This window comes from Streptococcus cristatus ATCC 51100 (genome assembly GCF_011612585.1).
GTDB lineage: Bacteria > Bacillota > Bacilli > Lactobacillales > Streptococcaceae > Streptococcus > Streptococcus cristatus_H.
Genome location: NZ_CP050133.1, coordinates 1,638,032 through 1,655,315 on the forward strand (window position 1 = coordinate 1,638,032; position 17,284 = coordinate 1,655,315).

Below are 17,284 nucleotides of genomic sequence, written 5' to 3' on the forward strand. Positions count from 1 at the left end.
ATGAAATCAGCGTAGTAGAGCCCACTCAACCACTGCGTCTTGCTCGACAATCCAAAGACAATTGAGAGGCTAGGACTTTTGTCCCAGCCTCTTTCTGTCTTAAATTTGTTCCATCTGTACTTTCTCAGCCAAATTCATGGCGTGGTCAGCAACTCTGGTATAGTGGGAAATAATATCGATGAAGTTGACCCCAGCCTGAGGCGTACATTCTCCCTTGTTGAGACGGGCAATGTGAGTCTTGCGCAAGCTGCGTTCTAGCTTGTCAATAGCTGTATGCTTAGCTTCTAAAGTGTTGGCCAATTCCACATCATTTGTTTCCACAGAAGTCAAAGCTTCTTTGATAAAGTCCAAGGTCAGTTGATAAATGTTTTCCAACTCTGCTAAGGCAGCTGGTGAAAATTCCACTTTCTTACGGTGCAAGTAGTCTGTCAAATTCAACAAAGCTTCTGAGTGGTCACCGATTCTCTCCAAATCACGGCTAGAGTCCAGAATGCTGGTCAAGACTTCACTCTCTTTTGGATTGAGCTGCTGACCAGATAGGACAATCAGATAGCGAGTTAATTCATCATCAATGGCATTGATGGCTTCCTCTGTCTTATGGCCCTTCTCAGCGGATTTCTCTTCGTAATTAATAATATAATCATAGGCCAATTCGAAAGATTTAGCCGCGTAGCCACCCAAGTGAAGGAGTTCCTTTTTAGCATTTCCCAGAGCCAATGATGGCGCTTGGTCGATCAAAATCATATCTAGGTAGAGAGATTCGTATTTAACGGTTTCATCCTCACCCGGAATCAGCTTGGTAACCAAATAAGCTAGAAGGCCGATAAAAGGAAACTGGATAATAGTATTGGTAATATTAAAGGTTCCGTGGGCAAAGGCAATAGTCATTTCTGGTGACAAATGCAAGGCTGTCTCAAACCACTGAATCAGTGATGTGAAAGGCAGCAGGAAGAGCATACAGATGACTGTTCCCACAACGTTAAAGGCTACATGGGCTCCAGCGACACGCTTGGCTGCGATATTAGCCCCCAAGGAAGCAATAATCGCTGTAATCGTCGTTCCGATATTGTCACCAAAGAGAACTGGTAAAGCTCCTTGCAGGTCAATGAGATTGCTGGCATAGAGATTTTGCAGAATCCCGATGGTCGCCGAAGATGCTTGAATGAGCAGGGTCAAGCCCGTTCCGACAAAGACACCCAAGACTGGATTTTTACTCAGCTGAACCATGTAATCTCGGAAGACTTGCAAGTCTTTGAGAGGCTCCATGGCTCCACTCATGAGATTGAGGGCGAAAAAGATGCCACCGACACCAAAGAGGATACGCCCGACATTGTTCACTGAGCGATTCTTGGTGAAAAAGAGGCAAACCGCACCGACAAAGAGCAAGGGCAGGGCGTAATCACCCAGCTTAAAACCAATGATGAAAGAGGTCACGGTCGTACCAATATTGGCCCCCATGACAATCCCGATAGCCTGACGCAGGGTCAACAGCCCCGCACTCACCAGACCAACTGTGATCACTGTCACACCTGAACTAGACTGGATCAGGGCTGTCATCCCGATCCCAACTAGCACACCTAAAAAAGGATTGCTCGTGTATTTATCAATGAAATAGCGCAGGCGGTCTCCCGCTGCCTGCTGCAAGCCGTCTCCCATCATACGAATACTGTATAGGAACAGCCCCAAGCCTCCTAAAAAGCTAAATATAATTTCTTGCCAATTAATGGACATTTCTTTTCCTCCGAAAAATAAATAGCGGATAATCTCCTATACTATTTTAAAACATCCAGCCTAATCTCACAAGCCTTTTCTAAAAAAGAATCAAATTATTTTTTGCTAATTTTGAAACTTTTATTTTCATCACACTCAAGACCAAACCAGAGCAAGCGACAAGGCTCTCTCACTACAAGAAAAGACAAGTAGACAGAACTAAATTTCAATATTTTTAGCTTGGTTCATCGCTTTCTAGTCTCAGGCTCAAAACATCTAAATTGCCCAGTTTATCTTTTATCTCAGCATAACTCACATTCTATACATGCAAAAAGCAAAAATCCCAGATAGCTATAGGCTATCTGGGATTTGCGTTCCATCGCTAAAGTGCTGGTATCATTTTAGCTAGGTCTTAAGATTAGTCTTCCAAGTTCACATCAGATGTTGATTCTTTCTTCTTTTTGTTCTTAAGAAAGGCTGATGCCAACGTTGCTATTCCTAATCCAAGCGCTGCTAATGGATTATTGGCAGTTCCTGTATTTGGCAAAGCTTTAGTGTTTGGAGTAACCTTGACTTTTTCTGGTTGTGCAGGCTGTGGCTTAGGTGCTTGAGAGTGATTTGTCGCACTAGATACAGATGCACTTTCAGACAGACTAGTAGAGATACTTGCGCTATCACTCAGTGACACACTTGCGGATGTGCTCAATGAAGCAGAAACACTCATGCTCAAGTAGGCACTTGCTGAAAGTGAATCGTCGGCGATGGCATGACTGGCACTGATTGAACCTGAAATGCTTGCACTTGTACTCAATGAAGTAGAGATAGACTGACTATCACTTACAGAAGCTGAAGTACTTGCACTTACAGACGCGAGGTAGCTTGGCAGGTTAAACTCTGGCTTAGACTCGCTGGTTGGATCACCCTTACTATAGCTGAATGAGTTTGACTCTTGTGACACACTTGTACTCAAGCTGCTTGAAAGGCTATCGCTAAGTGATGTAGAGGTACTTACGCTTGCTGACTCTGACGCACTGACTGAAGCCGATACGCTGGTGCTTAAGCTTGCTCTTGCTGATATAGATTCGCTTATGCTCAGTGATGCCAAATCATTTTCACTTGCAAGAGCAGATGCGCTAGCGCTCAATAACACTGAAGTGCTCTCGCTTGTTGAGACTGATTGGCTACTGCTTACAGAAGACGATGCACTCTCGCTTACTGAGATTGAAGCACTGAGACTTGTGCTTATGCTTGTACTTGTTGAATCTGACGCGCTGAGTGAGGCACTGAGGCTGGTGCTCAAACTTGTGCTTGCTGAATCTGAGGCACTAATTGAGGCACTGAGGCTTGTACTCAAGCTGGTGCTTGATGAATCTGAGGCACTGAGTGAGGCACTGAGACTTGTGCTCAGGCTCGTGCTTGATGAATCTGAAGCGCTAATTGAGGCACTGAGGCTTGTACTCAAGCTGGTGCTTGATGAATCTGAAGCGCTAATTGAGGCACTGAGGCTGGTGCTCAGACTAGTACTTGTTGAATCTGAGGCACTGATTGAGGCACTTAGACTTGTGCTCAAGCTGGTGCTTGCTGAATCTGAGGCACTGAGTGATGCACTTAGACTTGTACTCAAGCTGGTGCTTGCTGAATCTGAGGCACTGAGTGATGCACTGAGACTTGTGCTCAAACTTGTGCTTGTTGAATCTGAGGCACTGAGTGAAGCACTTAGACTTGTGCTCAAACTTGTACTTACTGAATCTGAGGCACTGAGTGAAGCACTTAGACTTGTGCTCAAACTTGTACTTGCTGAGTCTGAGGCACTGATTGATGCACTGAGGCTGGTGCTCAAGCTGGTGCTGGCTGAATCTGAGGCGCTGATTGATGCACTGAGGCTTGTGCTCAAGCTGGTGCTTGATGAATCTGAAGCGCTAATTGAGGCACTGAGGCTGGTACTCAAGCTGGTGCTTGATGAATCTGAAGCGCTAATTGAGGCACTGAGACTTGTACTCAAGCTGGTGCTTGATGAATCTGAGGCACTGATTGATGCACTGAGACTTGTGCTCAAGCTGGTGCTTGATGAATCTGAAGCGCTGAGTGAGGCACTGAGGCTGGTACTCAAACTTGTGCTGGCTGAATCTGAAGCGCTAATTGAGGCACTGAGGCTGGTACTCAAGCTGGTGCTTGATGAATCTGAAGCGCTAATTGAGGCACTGAGGCTGGTACTCAAGCTGGTGCTTGATGAATCTGAGGCACTGATTGAGGCACTGAGGCTGGTGCTCAAACTTGTACTTGCTGAGTCGCTTGCACTAATTGAGGCACTGAGGCTCGTGCTCAAACTTGTACTTGCTGAGTCGCTTGCACTAATTGAGGCACTGAGACTTGTGCTCAAGCTGGTGCTTGCTGAATCTGAAGCGCTAATTGAAGCACTGAGGCTGGTACTCAAGCTGGTGCTTGATGAATCTGAAGCGCTAATTGAGGCACTGAGGCTGGTACTCAAGCTGGTGCTTGATGAATCTGAAGCGCTAATTGAGGCACTGAGGCTGGTACTCAAGCTGGTGCTTGCTGAATCTGAAGCGCTGAGTGAGGCACTGAGGCTGGTGCTCAGACTAGTACTTGCTGAATCTGAAGCGCTAATTGAGGCACTGAGACTTGTACTCAAGCTGGTGCTTGCTGAATCTGAAGCGCTAATTGAGGCACTGAGACTTGTACTCAAGCTGGTGCTTGCTGAATCTGAAGCGCTGAGTGAGGCACTGAGGCTTGTACTCAAGCTGGTGCTTGCTGAATCTGAAGCGCTAATTGAGGCACTGAGGCTGGTGCTCAAGCTTGCATTTGATGACTCTGATGCACTAATTGAGGCACTGAGACTTGTGCTCAAGCTGGTGCTTGCTGAATCTGAAGCGCTAATTGAGGCACTGAGGCTAGTGCTCAGACTAGTACTTGCTGAATCTGAAGCGCTAATTGAGGCACTGAGGCTTGTACTCAAGCTGGTGCTTGCTGAATCTGAAGCACTGATTGATGCACTTAGACTAGTACTCAAACTTGTACTTGCTGAGTCGCTTGCACTAAGTGACGCACTGAGGCTGGTGCTCAAGCTGGTGCTTGCTGAATCTGAAGCACTAATTGAGGCACTGAGGCTAGTACTCAAGCTGGTGCTTACTGAATCTGAAGCACTGAGTGAAGCACTTAGACTTGTGCTCAAACTTGTACTTGCTGAATCTGAAGCACTGATTGATGCACTGAGGCTTGTACTCAAGCTGGTGCTTGCTGAATCTGAAGCACTAATTGAGGCACTGAGGCTAGTACTCAAGCTGGTGCTTGCTGAATCTGAAGCACTAATTGAGGCACTGAGGCTTGTACTCAAGCTGGTGCTTGCTGAATCTGATGCGCTAATTGAAGCACTGAGACTTGTGCTCAAACTTGTGCTGGCTGAATCTGAGGCGCTAATTGAGGCACTGAGGCTCGTGCTCAAACTTGTACTTGCTGAATCTGAAGCACTGAGTGAGACACTGAGACTTGTGCTCAGGCTCGTGCTGGCTGAATCTGAGGCGCTAATTGAGGCACTGAGGCTGGTGCTCAAGCTTGCACTTGATGACTCTGATGCACTAATTGAGGCACTGAGACTTGTGCTCAAGCTGGTGCTTGATGAATCTGAAGCGCTAATTGAGGCACTGAGGCTGGTGCTCAGACTAGTACTTGTTGAATCTGAGGCACTGATTGATGCACTGAGACTTGTGCTCAAGCTGGTGCTTGCTGAATCTGAGGCACTGAGTGATGCACTTAGACTTGTACTCAAGCTGGTGCTTGCTGAATCTGAGGCACTGAGTGATGCACTTAGACTTGTACTCAAGCTGGTGCTTGATGAATCTGAGGCACTGATTGATGCACTGAGACTTGTGCTCAAACTTGTGCTTGTTGAATCTGAGGCACTGAGTGATGCACTTAGACTTGTGCTCAAACTTGTACTTACTGAATCTGAGGCACTGAGTGATGCACTTAGACTTGTGCTCAAACTTGTACTTGCTGAGTCTGAGGCACTGATTGATGCACTGAGGCTGGTGCTCAAGCTGGTGCTTGATGAATCTGAGGTACTGATTGATGCACTGAGGCTGGTGCTCAAGCTGGTGCTGGCTGAATCTGAGGCGCTGATTGATGCACTGAGGCTGGTACTCAAGCTGGTGCTTGATGAATCTGAAGCGCTAATTGAGGCACTGAGGCTTGTACTCAAGCTGGTGCTTGATGAATCTGAAGCGCTAATTGAGGCACTGAGGCTGGTGCTCAGACTAGTACTTGTTGAATCTGAGGCACTGATTGAGGCACTGAGACTTGTGCTCAAGCTGGTGCTTGATGAATCTGAAGCGCTGAGTGAGGCACTGAGGCTGGTACTCAAACTTGTGCTGGCTGAATCTGAAGCGCTAATTGAGGCACTGAGGCTTGTACTCAAGCTGGTGCTTGATGAATCTGAAGCGCTAATTGAGGCACTGAGGCTTGTACTCAAGCTGGTGCTTGATGAATCTGAGGCACTGATTGAGGCACTGAGGCTGGTGCTCAAACTTGTACTTGCTGAGTCGCTTGCACTTACTGAGACAGACTGGCTTGCGCTCAATGACGTTGAAGCTGATTCACTTGTTGAAACTGATTGACTCAGGCTTACTGATGCTGAAGCACTTGTGCTTTCTGAAACGGATTGACTCAGGCTCACTGATGCTGAAGCACTTGCACTTACTGAGACAGACTGGCTTGTTGAGACAGACTGGCTTGCGCTCAATGATGCTGAGGCACTTGCACTTGCTGAGACAGACTGGCTCAAGCTCAGTGACGCTGAAGCAGACTCGCTTGCTGAAACGGATTGACTTAAGCTCAACGAAGATGAGGCACTTGCACTTACTGAGACAGACTGACTTGTGCTCAATGAAGTTGAAGCTGATTCACTTGTTGAAACTGATTGACTCAAGCTCAACGAAGCGGAGGCACTTGCACTTGTTGAAACTGACTGACTCAAGCTTACTGATGCTAAAGCACTTGCACTTACTGAGACAGACTGGCTTGCGCTCAATGACGTTGAAGCTGATTCACTTGTTGAAACTGATTGACTCAGGCTCATTGACGCTGAAGCAGATTCGCTTGTTGAGACTGACTGGCTGGTGCTCATTGACGTTGAAGCTGATTCACTTGTTGAAACTGACTGGCTGGTGCTCAATGATGCTGAAGCAGACTCACTTGCTGAAACTGACTGGCTTGCGCTCAATGACGCTGAAGCAGACTCGCTTGCTGAGACAGACTGGCTGGTGCTCATTGACGTTGAAGCTGATTCACTTGCTGAGACAGACTGGCTCAAGCTCAATGACGCTGAAGCTGATTCACTTGTTGAAACTGACTGGCTCAAGCTTAACGAAGCTGAAGCACTATTACTCAATGAGACTGACTGACTCAAGCTCAATGACGCTGAAGCACTTGCACTTACTGAGACAGACTGGCTACCGCTCAATGAAGTTGAAGCACTCTTACTTAGTGAAACCGATTGACTCAAGCTCAACGAAGCTGAAGCGCTTGTGCTTGTTGAAACTGATTGGCTCAAGCTTACTGATGCTGAAGCACTTGCGCTTGTTGAGACAGACTGGCTGGTGCTCAATGAGGTTGAAGCACTGGCACTTGCTGAAACGGATTGACTTAAGCTCAATGAAGTTGAAGCTGATTCACTTGTTGAAACTGACTGGCTCAGGCTTACTGATGCTGAAGCACTGGCACTTGTTGAAACGGGTTGGCTCAAGCTCAATGACGCTGAGGCACTTGTGCTTACTGATACAGACTGGCTTGCGCTCATTGAGCTTGAAGCTGATTCACTTGTTGAAACTGATTGACTCAAGCTTACTGATGCTGAATTGCTTGCACTTGTTGATACAGACTGATTCAAGCTCAACGAAGCTGAAACACTTGCGCTTGTTGAGACAGACTGGCTTGCGCTCAATGAAGCTGAGGCACTTGCACTTGCTGAGACAGATTGACTCAAACTCAATGACGCTGAAGCTGACTCGCTTGTTGAAACGGATTGGCTCAGGCTTACTGATGCTGAAGCACTTGCACTTACTGAGACTGACTGGCTCAAGCTCAACGAAGCTGAAGTACTTACACTTGCTGAAACTGACTGACTCAAGCTTACTGATGCTGAAGTGCTTGTGCTTGCTGATACAGACTGGCTCAGACTTACTGATGCTGAAGCACTTGCACTTGTTGAAACGGATTGACTCAAGCTTACTGATGCTGAAGCACTTGCGCTTGTTGAGACAGATTGGCTGCCACTCAACGAAGCTGAGGCTGACTGGCTCAAGCTCATTGACGCTGAAGCAGACTCGCTTGCTGAGACTGACTGGCTGGTGCTCAGTGACGCTGAAGCACTGGCACTTACTGAGACTGACTGGCTGGTGCTCAACGAAGCTGAAGCACTTGTACTTACTGAGACTGACTGGCTCAAGCTCATTGACGCTGAAGCACTGGCACTTGTTGAGACTGACTGGCTTGCGCTCAATGACGTTGAAGCTGATTCACTTGTTGAAACTGACTGACTCAAGCTCATTGACGCTGAAGCACTTGCACTTGCTGAGACTGACTGGCTCAAGCTCAGTGACGCTGAAGCACTGGCACTTACTGAGACTGACTGGCTGGTGCTCAATGAAGTTGAAGCTGATTCACTTGTTGAAACTGACTGGCTCAGGCTCAATGATGCTGAGGCACTTGCACTTGCTGATACAGACTGGCTAGTGCTCAATGAAGTTGAAGCAGATTCGCTTGTTGAAACTGACTGGCTCAGGCTCAATGATGCTGAAGCATACTCGCTTGTTGAAACTGACTGGCTCAAGCTCAATGACGCTGAAGCACTTGCGCTTGTTGAGACAGATTGGCTGCCACTCAACGAAGCTGAGGCTGATTCACTTGCTGAAACTGATTGGCTCAGGCTCAATGATGCTGAAGCATACTCGCTTGTTGAAACTGACTGGCTCAGGCTTACTGACGCTGAAGCACTTGCACTTACTGAGACTGACTGACTCAAGCTCAATGAGGCTGAAGCAGACTCGCTTGTCGAAACTGACTGGCTCAGGCTTTCTGATGCTGAAGCACTTGCACTTGCTGAGACTGACTGGCTCAAGCTCAATGACGCTGAAGCACTCGTACTTGTTGAAACTGATTGGCTACCACTCAATGAAGTTGAAGCACTATTACTTAGTGAGATGGATTGGCTCAAGCTCAACGAAGCTGAGGCACTTGCACTTGTTGAAACGGATTGACTCAAGCTTACTGATGCTGAAGCACTTGCACTTACTGAGACTGACTGGCTGGTGCTCAATGACGTTGAAGCTGATTCACTTACTGAGACAGATTGGCTCAAGCTCATTGACGCTGAAGCACTTGCACTTACTGAGACTGACTGACTCAAGCTCAATGACGCTGAAGCAGACTCGCTTGTCGAAACTGACTGGCTCAGGCTTTCTGATGCTGAAGCACTTGCACTTGCTGAGACTGACTGGCTCAAGCTCAATGACGCTGAAGCACTCGTACTTGTTGAAACTGATTGGCTCAGGCTCAATGATGCTGAAGTGCTTGTGCTTGCTGAAACTGACTGGCTGGTGCTCAATGAGCTTGAAACAGATTCACTTGCTGAAACTGACTGGCTCAAGCTCAATGAGGTTGAAGCAGATTCACTTGTTGAGACTGACTGGCTTGCGCTCAATGACGCTGAAGCAGATTCACTTGTTGAGACTGACTGGCTTGCGCTTAATGAGGCTGAAGCACTTGCACTTACTGAGACTGACTGGCTGGTGCTCAATGAGCTTGAAACAGATTCACTTGTTGAAACTGACTGGCTCAAGCTCAATGACGCTGAAGCACTTGCACTTGTTGAAACTGATTGACTCAAGCTTACTGATGCTGAAGCAGACTCGCTTGCTGAAACAGACTGGCTTGCGCTCATTGAGGTTGAAGCTGATTCACTTGTTGAAACTGACTCGCTCAGGCTTACTGATGCTGAAGTGCTTGTGCTTGCTGAGACAGACTGGCTGGTGCTCAATGAGGTTGAAGCTGACTCGCTTGTTGAAACTGACTGGCTTAGGCTTACTGATGCTGAAGTGCTTGCACTTACTGAGACAGACTGACTCAAGCTCAATGATGCTGAGGCACTTGTGCTTACTGAGACAGACTGACTTGCGCTCATTGAGGTTGAGGCACTTGCACTTGCTGAGACTGACTGGCTCAAGCTCATTGACGCTGAGGCACTTGTGCTTACTGAGACTGACTGGCTTGCGCTCATTGAGGTTGAGGCACTTGCACTTGCTGAGACTGACTGGCTCAAGCTCATTGACGCTGAGGCACTTGTGCTTACTGAGACAGACTGGCTTGCGCTCATTGAGGTTGAAGCTGATTCACTTGTTGATACAGACTGGCTCAAGCTTACTGACGCTGAAGCTGATTCACTTGCTGATACAGACTGACTCGTGCTCAACGATGCTGAGGCACTGGCACTTACTGAGACTGACTGGCTGGTGCTCAATGAAGTTGAAGCTGATTCACTTGCTGAAACTGATTGACTCAAGCTCAACGATGCTGAGGCACTCGCGCTTGCTGAAACAGACTGGCTCAAGCTTACTGACGCTGAAGCACTTGCACTTGCTGAGACTGACTGGCTCAAGCTCAATGAGGCTGAGGCGCTTGTGCTTGTTGAAACTGACTGGCTCAGGCTTACTGACGCTGAAGCACTGGCACTTGCTGAAACGGATTGGCTCAAGCTCAATGAGGCTGAGGCACTTGCACTTGCTGAGACAGACTGGCTGGTGCTCAATGAGCTTGAAGCTGATTCACTTGTTGAAACTGACTGGCTACCACTCAATGAAGTTGAAGCTGACTCGCTTGTTGAAACTGACTGGCTCAAGCTTACTGATGCTGAAGTGCTTGTGCTTGCTGAGACAGACTGGCTTGCGCTCAATGAAGCTGAGGCACTTGCACTTGCTGAGACAGACTGGCTCAAGCTCAATGACGCTGAAGCAGACTCGCTTGTTGAAACGGACTGGCTTGCGCTCAATGACGCTGAAGCTGATTCGCTTGCTGAAACTGATTGGCTCAGGCTCAATGATGCTGAAGCTGACTCGCTTGTTGAAACTGATTGACTCAAGCTTACTGATGCTGAAGCACTTGCACTTACTGAGACAGACTGGCTGGTGCTCAATGAGGTCGAGGCACTTGCACTTGCTGAAACTGACTGGCTCAGGCTTACTGATGCTGAAGCACTGGCACTTGCTGAGACAGACTGGCTCAAGCTCAACGAAGCTGAGGCACTTGTGCTTACTGAGACAGACTGGCTCAAGCTCAACGAAGCTGAGGCACTTGTGCTTACTGAGACAGACTGGCTTGCGCTCAATGACGCTGAAGCACTGGCACTTGCTGAGACAGACTGGCTGGTGCTCAATGACGTTGAAGCTGATTCACTTGCTGAAACTGACTGGCTTGCGTTCAATGAAGCTGAGGCACTTGCACTTGCTGAAACTGATTGGCTCAAGCTCAATGACGCTGAAGCACTGGCACTTACTGAGACAGACTGGCTGGTTCTCAATGAAGTTGAAGCAGATTCACTTGTTGAAACTGACTGGCTCAAGCTCAATGACGCTGAAGCACTTGCACTTGTTGAAACAGATTGACTCAAGTTTACTGATGCTGAAGCACTTGCACTTGTTGAGACTGACTGACTCAAGCTCAATGAGGCTGAAGCAGACTCGCTTGTTGAAACTGACTGGCTCAGACTTACTGATGCTGAAGTACTTGCGCTTGCTGAGACAGACTGGCTCAGACTTACTGATGCTGAAGCGCTCTTACTTAATGAAACGGATTGACTCAAGCTCAACGAAGCTGAAGCACTTGCACTTGTTGAAACTGATTGACTCAAGCTCAACGAAGCTGAAGCACTTGCACTTGTTGAAACTGATTGACTCAAGCTCAACGAAGCTGAAGCACTATTGCTCAATGAGGCAGATTGACTACCACTCAACGAAGCTGAGGCACTTGCACTTGTTGAAACTGATTGGCTCAAGCTCAATGATGCTGAGACACTCTTGCTTAGTGAGACTGACTGGCTACCACTCAATGAAGCGGAGGCGCTCTTACTTAATGAAACTGACTGACTCAAGCTCAATGATGCTGAGGCACTATTACTCAATGAAATTGACTGGCTCAAGCTCAACGAAGCCGAGGCACTATTACTTAGTGAGACTGACTGACTCAAGCTCAACGAAGCTGAAGCAGACTCACTTACTGAGACAGACTGGCTCAGGCTTACTGATGCTGAAGCACTTTTGCTCAATGAGACTGACTGGCTACCGCTAACCGATCCAGAAATACTATTGCTCGCTGAAACCGAACGACTGACGCTCATCGATACCGATTGGCTATTGCGCAAGGAAGTAGACAAGCTCTGGCTAGCAGAAACTGAACGGCTGGCGCTCAATGAAGCAGCGCTCTGACTCGCTGAGACAGACTGACTACCGCTTACTGAGGCCGAAACACTATTTCTCGCTGAAACCGAGCGGCTGGCGCTCATCGATGCCGATTGGCTATTGCGCAAGGAAGTAGACAAGCTCTGGCTAGCAGAAACTGAACGGCTGGCGCTCGTTGAAGCCGACGCACTCGCTGATGTACTAGCACTTACTGAGGCACTGGTTGAGGCAGACGCACTTGCTGACATTCTTGCAGAAACGGATGCTCTCGTTGAGGCAGATGCGCTCGCTGAAGTGCTGGCGCTTACCGATGCACTCGCTGATGCACTGGTTGACTGTCTTTGACTTAGACTAGTTGAAGCACTGCTACTCTTATACTCACTATCAGAAAGTTTTACAGTGAACGTATCCGTAGTCTTATCTTTATAGATAATGGTAACTGTTCCATTGTTACTAATAGTAAAGGAATCAATACGTTTTTCCTGCTTATTGTTTAGTTTCTCAACAGCCGCCAATATACGAGTTTTTTCTTGAGGTTTTAATTGAGAAACACTCTCTACCTGGAAGGTTTCAGTCGGTGCTACCCCTTCCATAATATCTGTCAGCCTACCTTGCACAATACGGACATTGCCCGGTGAATCATTTCCTGCACTATTACTATTACCAGCCTTATCCGTTGCTACTGCATTGCGTTGCCAACTATTTCTACCATTTTTATCATACTCTAGATTATCATTCAAATGAGCTCTTACAGTAATACGGGCTGGACTAGCAGTAGTCGCTGTGATATTCCCCGTTAAATGCTCTACAGTCCCCGTCCCATATTTATTATCTTCAAAGAAATTATTTTTAATTGGCGAACCATTTGCATCTGCATTTGAAACGATCTTAAATTCTGATAATTGCCCGCTATTATCTGTAGCAGTGAAATTAATTTGAATATCATCTCCTGCGTACACAATATAGTTGCCGTTTACAGGTGTTAGAGTTTGACCGTTACGAGTCACCGTCGCACTTGGAACTGGAACAGCATCCACATTAGCTGGGATAACAGTTGTAGTATTATCACGGTAGGTAATGGTAATATTCCCATTTTCAGCTACCGAAATCGTTCCGGTTACACCATCTTTCGTAAAATCACTACCAGATAAAAGCGACTGGTTTTTTTCTTTAAATTTTTCAAGTACTTGATCGCGTTCACTTACAGTCAAAGAAGAGGGATTCTTAACAATAACAGTATCCCCACTAACTGGGTTGTGGCGTTCGTTGAAGCCTTTGATATGGAAATTCGTACGTGCTGTAGCAGTCAAGCCATGAATATCTGTTACTGTGTACTCCAGAACATAGGTACCAGGCTTATAGGGTTTCCAAGTCCCGTTTTCACGACCCACCGTCCCTATTATGTTAATAGTGTATGTTCTTTGACCACCTGTTTTATTCCCCCTTTGATCATAGATATATAGATCTCCAAATTCCCCTTTCTTGTTAGTTGGATAGTTCGGTGCTTTTAAACCTGTAATAATAGCATTGGATGGGGAGGCCGTGATTTTAGCCATCCCTTGATCATCATTCAGTCTTATCTGAAAATTATTGATTGCTTCATCATTATAAATTGTGATAGTAGATGGCATAGAAATCGTAGGCGGATTAGAGGCTGCACGTGAGTGTGCCCCTCTAGCAATTTCTGTCCCATTTCGTGGATCACGCACACCAGAATTAGCCGCCAACACAGCATTGACAATCGAATTACGCGCTGAAGTAGCTTTTTGCAATACTGTTGTTAAATCACTAGTTGGATCAGTCAGGGCTTTTTCAATTTCTGTTACTGCAGCATTGGCCTTAGCAAGAGCTGAATCCGTATTTGGTAAATCAACCGCTTTTGCTAGATAGTCACCTATTTCAGCTGAAAGATTGGTCAACTTCCTACGGTTTTCTTCTTGTTGTTTAGCAGTGACTTCTGAAGATGCTAATGCAACCGCAGCAGCTTCAATTAAGCTAGTTGTGACAGAAGTTGATTGAACTCCACTAACACTATTCTTACCAGTAATTTCAGTTATTTTTAATTCAGCTGAGTCAATTTCAAGGTTCTTTGCTTCTTTTGAAGTAGAAGGTTGCTGGTCAATTGCTGTCGTCGATCCACTCTGTTCAATAGACAAACTTGACACTACAGAAACATTCGATCCACTTGTTGATTGACTGACATTAACCCTAATATTTTTATTGACAGCTCTGAATCCTGAGTAGCCCGCACTACGGAAGCCTGACCGACCAGACTCTTTTGGTGAAGTTGCTACAGTCTTATCTACCGTTTGACTCTTCTCAGCTTGCTTAAGCTCATCCTTGCCTTGGGCTTGGTTCTTATCAGCTACCACACCAGCGGCTAAGTTGTTGCTGGTTGCTAGGGCTTGGCTATTGCTCAAAGTAGCACTAGCTACACTTTGTCCGGCAGCAGATGAGACAAAGCTATCAGCAACATTGACTCTGATATCCAGTGAAACAGAATTAGAAGCTGAGACAGAAGCATCAGCTACTGATGCGCTAGTTAGCACTTTATCCTGTTCTAGAGAAGTTGTAGTGTTAGCACTTTCTAGCTTAGCTGGCGCTTTGCTTTCTGATACCTTTGTAGCAGGCTCAGTACTCGCTGATTTGCCAGTCAAGACCGAACTGCTAGCAGATACAGACTGGCTGACAGAAACTGAACTACTAGCCGAAACTGATTGGCTGAGCGATTGACTAACAGACTGGCTAGTCGAGATGCTAAGAGAGACTGACTCACTTGTAGAGACAGAAGCGCTGGCTGACTGAGCAACTGAAACAGAGGCCAACTCAGAAGCTTGTTCTGCTTTTGCTTTTCGCATTTCTGCTTGCGCTTGTGCAATAATCGAATTAGTACTTGCTTCTGTCGCTTCCTCATTGTCCTTGACTTCAGCTGAGATAACTGCTTTATCAGTATATTCAGATGTTTCATCTGCATATACAGACTGCTCCTGAGTCACCATTAGCCCCGCTGCCCCAGCGGCTAATATCCCTCCCAGACCTGCAAGAGTATTGAGGCTCAGATGGTCGTGATCAAGCTCTTCTGTATCTGACAAGCTGCTTGAGACAACTTCTCCCATTCCACCAATACGAAAAAGATCGAGTTGAGAATTTGAAGCTTTTACCCAATTTTTCCCAGACTTATAGAGCTTATATCGCTTCTTTTCGTCAATAATCTCGAAATCTTTGTTATATTTCTTACTTCGAAACATCCTTTTCCTTTCCTTTTCCAACATGCCAGTTTTTGTTAATCTCATGACCATTAGCAAAGAAGCTGGCTTATTGCATACCATAGTTTATAAGCAAAAATACACACTTTTTTACATTTTTATTCTAGGTGTCCTAATGCTCCAGATAGTATTTTAACAAAAATAAGACAAGAATTCAATCTATTGAAATCTTTATTTATTGACAATAAGCTTGATAAATCAAGCTATTTTGAGATATCCATATTAACCTAGAGATTTAAATTATAGGTTATTATAGGGATTAACAATAAGTAACTATTTATACAAAAAAAGCTAGACGGCTGACCCGAGATACTTGGCTCAGATCCGTCTAACTTTTTCTTTATCATATTTTGAATGGATTAGTGAGAAAGATGATTAATAATCCAAATCTTCTGCATACCCAGCTCCATTTCCTACAAAGTAGCCTGTTTTACAGTTCATACTAAATAGGTATGTACCGTCTGGTTTATAGAGATTGTAGTAGCCATTTCCCTTGACAATGTTAACTTTTTCAAGGATAAACTGGTCTCCTGTGATGTAGCCGCGCTCGCGAGACACCTTGAGGATCGTTTCCAAGACACCTGGATTAAAAGTCCAAGCAGGATTGTTCACATCATCAATCGCTGCTTGATTGTAAGGCACACGGCTAAGGTGGCGCTGGAGGTTAACTCCTGCACTTGGCAATCCGATACCAGTTTCTGCATTTCTAATGCCACTAGGATCACTAGGCGCTGGATTTACAGCTGGCGGCGTTGATGGTGCGACTGGTGCTGTAGAAGGCGCTGACGGTTCCACTGTTGGACTAGGCGCCGGTGCTGGTAGCTGCTGACTGCGTCCTTGAGCAATAGCCGCCTTCAAGACCTCGTCCAACTTGCTATTACCTGTCGATACATCTGGAAGATTAGCGTTTCCTTTCACTTGGGCATCCGTCTTCAATAGACCATCAACGATAACACCTGTGTTGAATTGTGAATTGACACTTTGGATAGCAGAAATTTGCTTGACAAGGTCATCATATTTCTTCTTAGCAGCCGTATATTCTGAGCTGCCAGTTAAGACATCTAACTTAGTTTTCAGCTTATCCAAATCGCCAAACTTGTCATTTTTGATGGCTGTCTGACTACTATCCGTAAAGAAGCTAGCATAAAGGTCTTCAAATTCTTTAGCAGCCTCTTTCTTAGCTTCGCTAGAGCTTGTAGATTTCTTTTTGCTAGAAGAAACTGTCGAACTGGAACCAGTTGTCGACTTGTGGCTCCCCCACCCTTGATGAAAATACCAAGTCGTTCCAGCGGCAAGCGCTACAAGACCTAAGGCCGAGTATAGGAAGCCTTTCTTCTTGTAGAAAGGTTTTGTCTCAGGCTCGTCCTCATCTTCAAACACTGTCGGAACTGGATTTGATACCGGCTTTGTTGCCGGGATGATTGGTGCTTCAGCTGCAACTGTTAGCGCTGGTTGTGCGGCCTTTGTAGCCTCTACATTTGCCGAGTTTGCAGCTTCTGCTTTCACTGGCTGCGCCGAAGGTGATACCACATTGGCAGTATTTTCCTTCGCCTGAGACTGACTCTTAAGCTGTTTGATAGTCTCTTGTATCAAAGCTTCTTTTTGTTGTGCCAGCTCTTCCATGATTCTCAGCTTTTGGGTTTCAAATTTTCCAGCCTCGATTTCATCTCGGTGTTGCTTGATGTACTTATCAAGGATATTGTCTCCTTCAGTCACACCAGCTTCGACTTCCTCGTTTTTCCGAGCAGCCTGACCAACTGTCATCTCTTTCGCATCTTCTAAGTCGAGAACGGTTTCTTTTGATTCTTGCTCTGTTGGCATCTTTTCTTCTTTGCTCACAGCATT

General features: G+C 46.2%; 14 protein-coding genes and 2 pseudogenes. 11 read left to right on the top strand and 5 right to left on the bottom strand.

Going from position 1 to position 17,284, the window contains the following annotated elements:
* Nucleotides 1–99: 99 nt before the first annotated feature.
* Complete coding sequence (locus HBA50_RS08240) at nt 100–1,731, bottom strand: Na/Pi cotransporter family protein (protein WP_045498632.1); 1,632 nt, start codon at nt 1,729–1,731, stop codon at nt 100–102.
* 397 nt (nt 1,732–2,128) lie between these two features.
* A complete protein-coding gene (locus HBA50_RS10495; RefSeq protein WP_279539042.1) occupies nt 2,129–2,668 on the bottom strand; it encodes an LPXTG cell wall anchor domain-containing protein in 540 nt (179 codons plus the stop codon).
* A gap of 130 nt (nt 2,669–2,798) precedes the next feature.
* Between HBA50_RS10495 and HBA50_RS10500 the strand changes: the two genes are divergently transcribed.
* The 10 genes from HBA50_RS10500 to HBA50_RS10435 all read left to right on the top strand — a co-directional run bounded on the left by HBA50_RS10500 (nt 2,799) and on the right by HBA50_RS10435 (nt 12,518).
* Nucleotides 2,799–6,341, top strand: coding sequence for a coiled-coil domain-containing protein (locus HBA50_RS10500; protein WP_279539030.1), 3,543 nt, complete (start codon nt 2,799–2,801; stop codon nt 6,339–6,341).
* A gap of 501 nt (nt 6,342–6,842) precedes the next feature.
* Nucleotides 6,843–7,127 (top strand): hypothetical protein, encoded by a 285-nt coding sequence (locus tag HBA50_RS10505; protein ID WP_045498629.1) that lies wholly within the window; start codon nt 6,843–6,845, stop codon nt 7,125–7,127.
* Between the two features lie 945 nt (nt 7,128–8,072).
* A complete protein-coding gene (locus tag HBA50_RS10510; protein WP_045498626.1) occupies nt 8,073–8,261 on the top strand; it encodes a hypothetical protein in 189 nt (62 codons plus the stop codon).
* Between the two features lie 99 nt (nt 8,262–8,360).
* Nucleotides 8,361–8,741 carry a hypothetical protein gene (locus HBA50_RS10515; RefSeq protein WP_045498621.1) on the top strand — a complete coding sequence of 127 codons (381 nt, stop codon included), beginning with the start codon at nt 8,361–8,363 and terminating at the stop codon, nt 8,739–8,741.
* A 555-nt stretch (nt 8,742–9,296) separates the two neighbouring features.
* A complete protein-coding gene (locus HBA50_RS10415) occupies nt 9,297–9,605 on the top strand; it encodes a hypothetical protein (protein ID WP_235285265.1) in 309 nt (102 codons plus the stop codon).
* 363 nt (nt 9,606–9,968) lie between these two features.
* The gene (locus HBA50_RS10420; protein ID WP_045498615.1) at nt 9,969–10,181 is read left to right on the top strand and encodes a hypothetical protein; all 213 of its coding nucleotides are present in this window, start codon (nt 9,969–9,971) and stop codon (nt 10,179–10,181) included.
* 219 nt (nt 10,182–10,400) lie between these two features.
* Nucleotides 10,401–10,853, top strand: coding sequence for a hypothetical protein (locus HBA50_RS08250; protein ID WP_200893259.1), 453 nt, complete (start codon nt 10,401–10,403; stop codon nt 10,851–10,853).
* Nucleotides 10,854–10,904: 51 nt separating this feature from the next.
* Nucleotides 10,905–11,381, top strand: coding sequence for a hypothetical protein (locus tag HBA50_RS10425; RefSeq protein WP_068981955.1), 477 nt, complete (start codon nt 10,905–10,907; stop codon nt 11,379–11,381).
* A 651-nt stretch (nt 11,382–12,032) separates the two neighbouring features.
* Complete coding sequence (locus HBA50_RS10430; protein ID WP_160290161.1) at nt 12,033–12,200, top strand: hypothetical protein; 168 nt, start codon at nt 12,033–12,035, stop codon at nt 12,198–12,200.
* A 93-nt stretch (nt 12,201–12,293) separates the two neighbouring features.
* Nucleotides 12,294–12,518: a hypothetical protein gene (locus tag HBA50_RS10435; protein WP_062123150.1), complete on the top strand. Its 225-nt coding sequence runs from the start codon at nt 12,294–12,296 to the stop codon at nt 12,516–12,518.
* Between the two features lie 113 nt (nt 12,519–12,631).
* Here the strand turns inward: HBA50_RS10435 and HBA50_RS10560 are convergent.
* A pseudogene (locus HBA50_RS10560) lies at nt 12,632–13,804 on the bottom strand (sialoglycan-binding domain-containing protein); the annotation flags it as partial.
* Nucleotides 13,805–14,513: 709 nt separating this feature from the next.
* On the opposite strand from HBA50_RS10560, the gene HBA50_RS08270 reads away from it, so the two are divergent.
* On the top strand, nt 14,514–14,906 hold the full coding sequence (locus HBA50_RS08270; protein WP_062123147.1) for a hypothetical protein: 393 nt from the start codon (nt 14,514–14,516) through the stop codon (nt 14,904–14,906).
* 416 nt (nt 14,907–15,322) lie between these two features.
* Here HBA50_RS08270 and HBA50_RS10565 read toward each other — a convergent pair.
* Together HBA50_RS10565 and HBA50_RS08280 are read right to left on the bottom strand one after the other, a co-directional pair.
* Nucleotides 15,323–15,502 (bottom strand): annotated as a pseudogene (locus HBA50_RS10565) (KxYKxGKxW signal peptide domain-containing protein); the annotation flags it as partial.
* A 312-nt stretch (nt 15,503–15,814) separates the two neighbouring features.
* Nucleotides 15,815–17,278, bottom strand: a complete 1,464-nt coding sequence (locus HBA50_RS08280; protein ID WP_045498606.1) for a cell division site-positioning protein MapZ family protein — start codon at nt 17,276–17,278, stop codon at nt 15,815–15,817.
* Between the last annotated feature and the right edge of the window lie 6 nt (nt 17,279–17,284).

Excerpts from the sequence above, each read along its gene's own strand:
- HBA50_RS08240 (WP_045498632.1), bottom strand. The coding sequence starts at position 1,731 with ATGTCCATTAATTGGCAAGAAATTATATTTAGCTTTTTAGGAGGCTTG.
- HBA50_RS10500 (WP_279539030.1), top strand. The coding sequence starts at position 2,799 with ATGCTCAGTGATGCCAAATCATTTTCACTTGCAAGAGCAGATGCGCTA.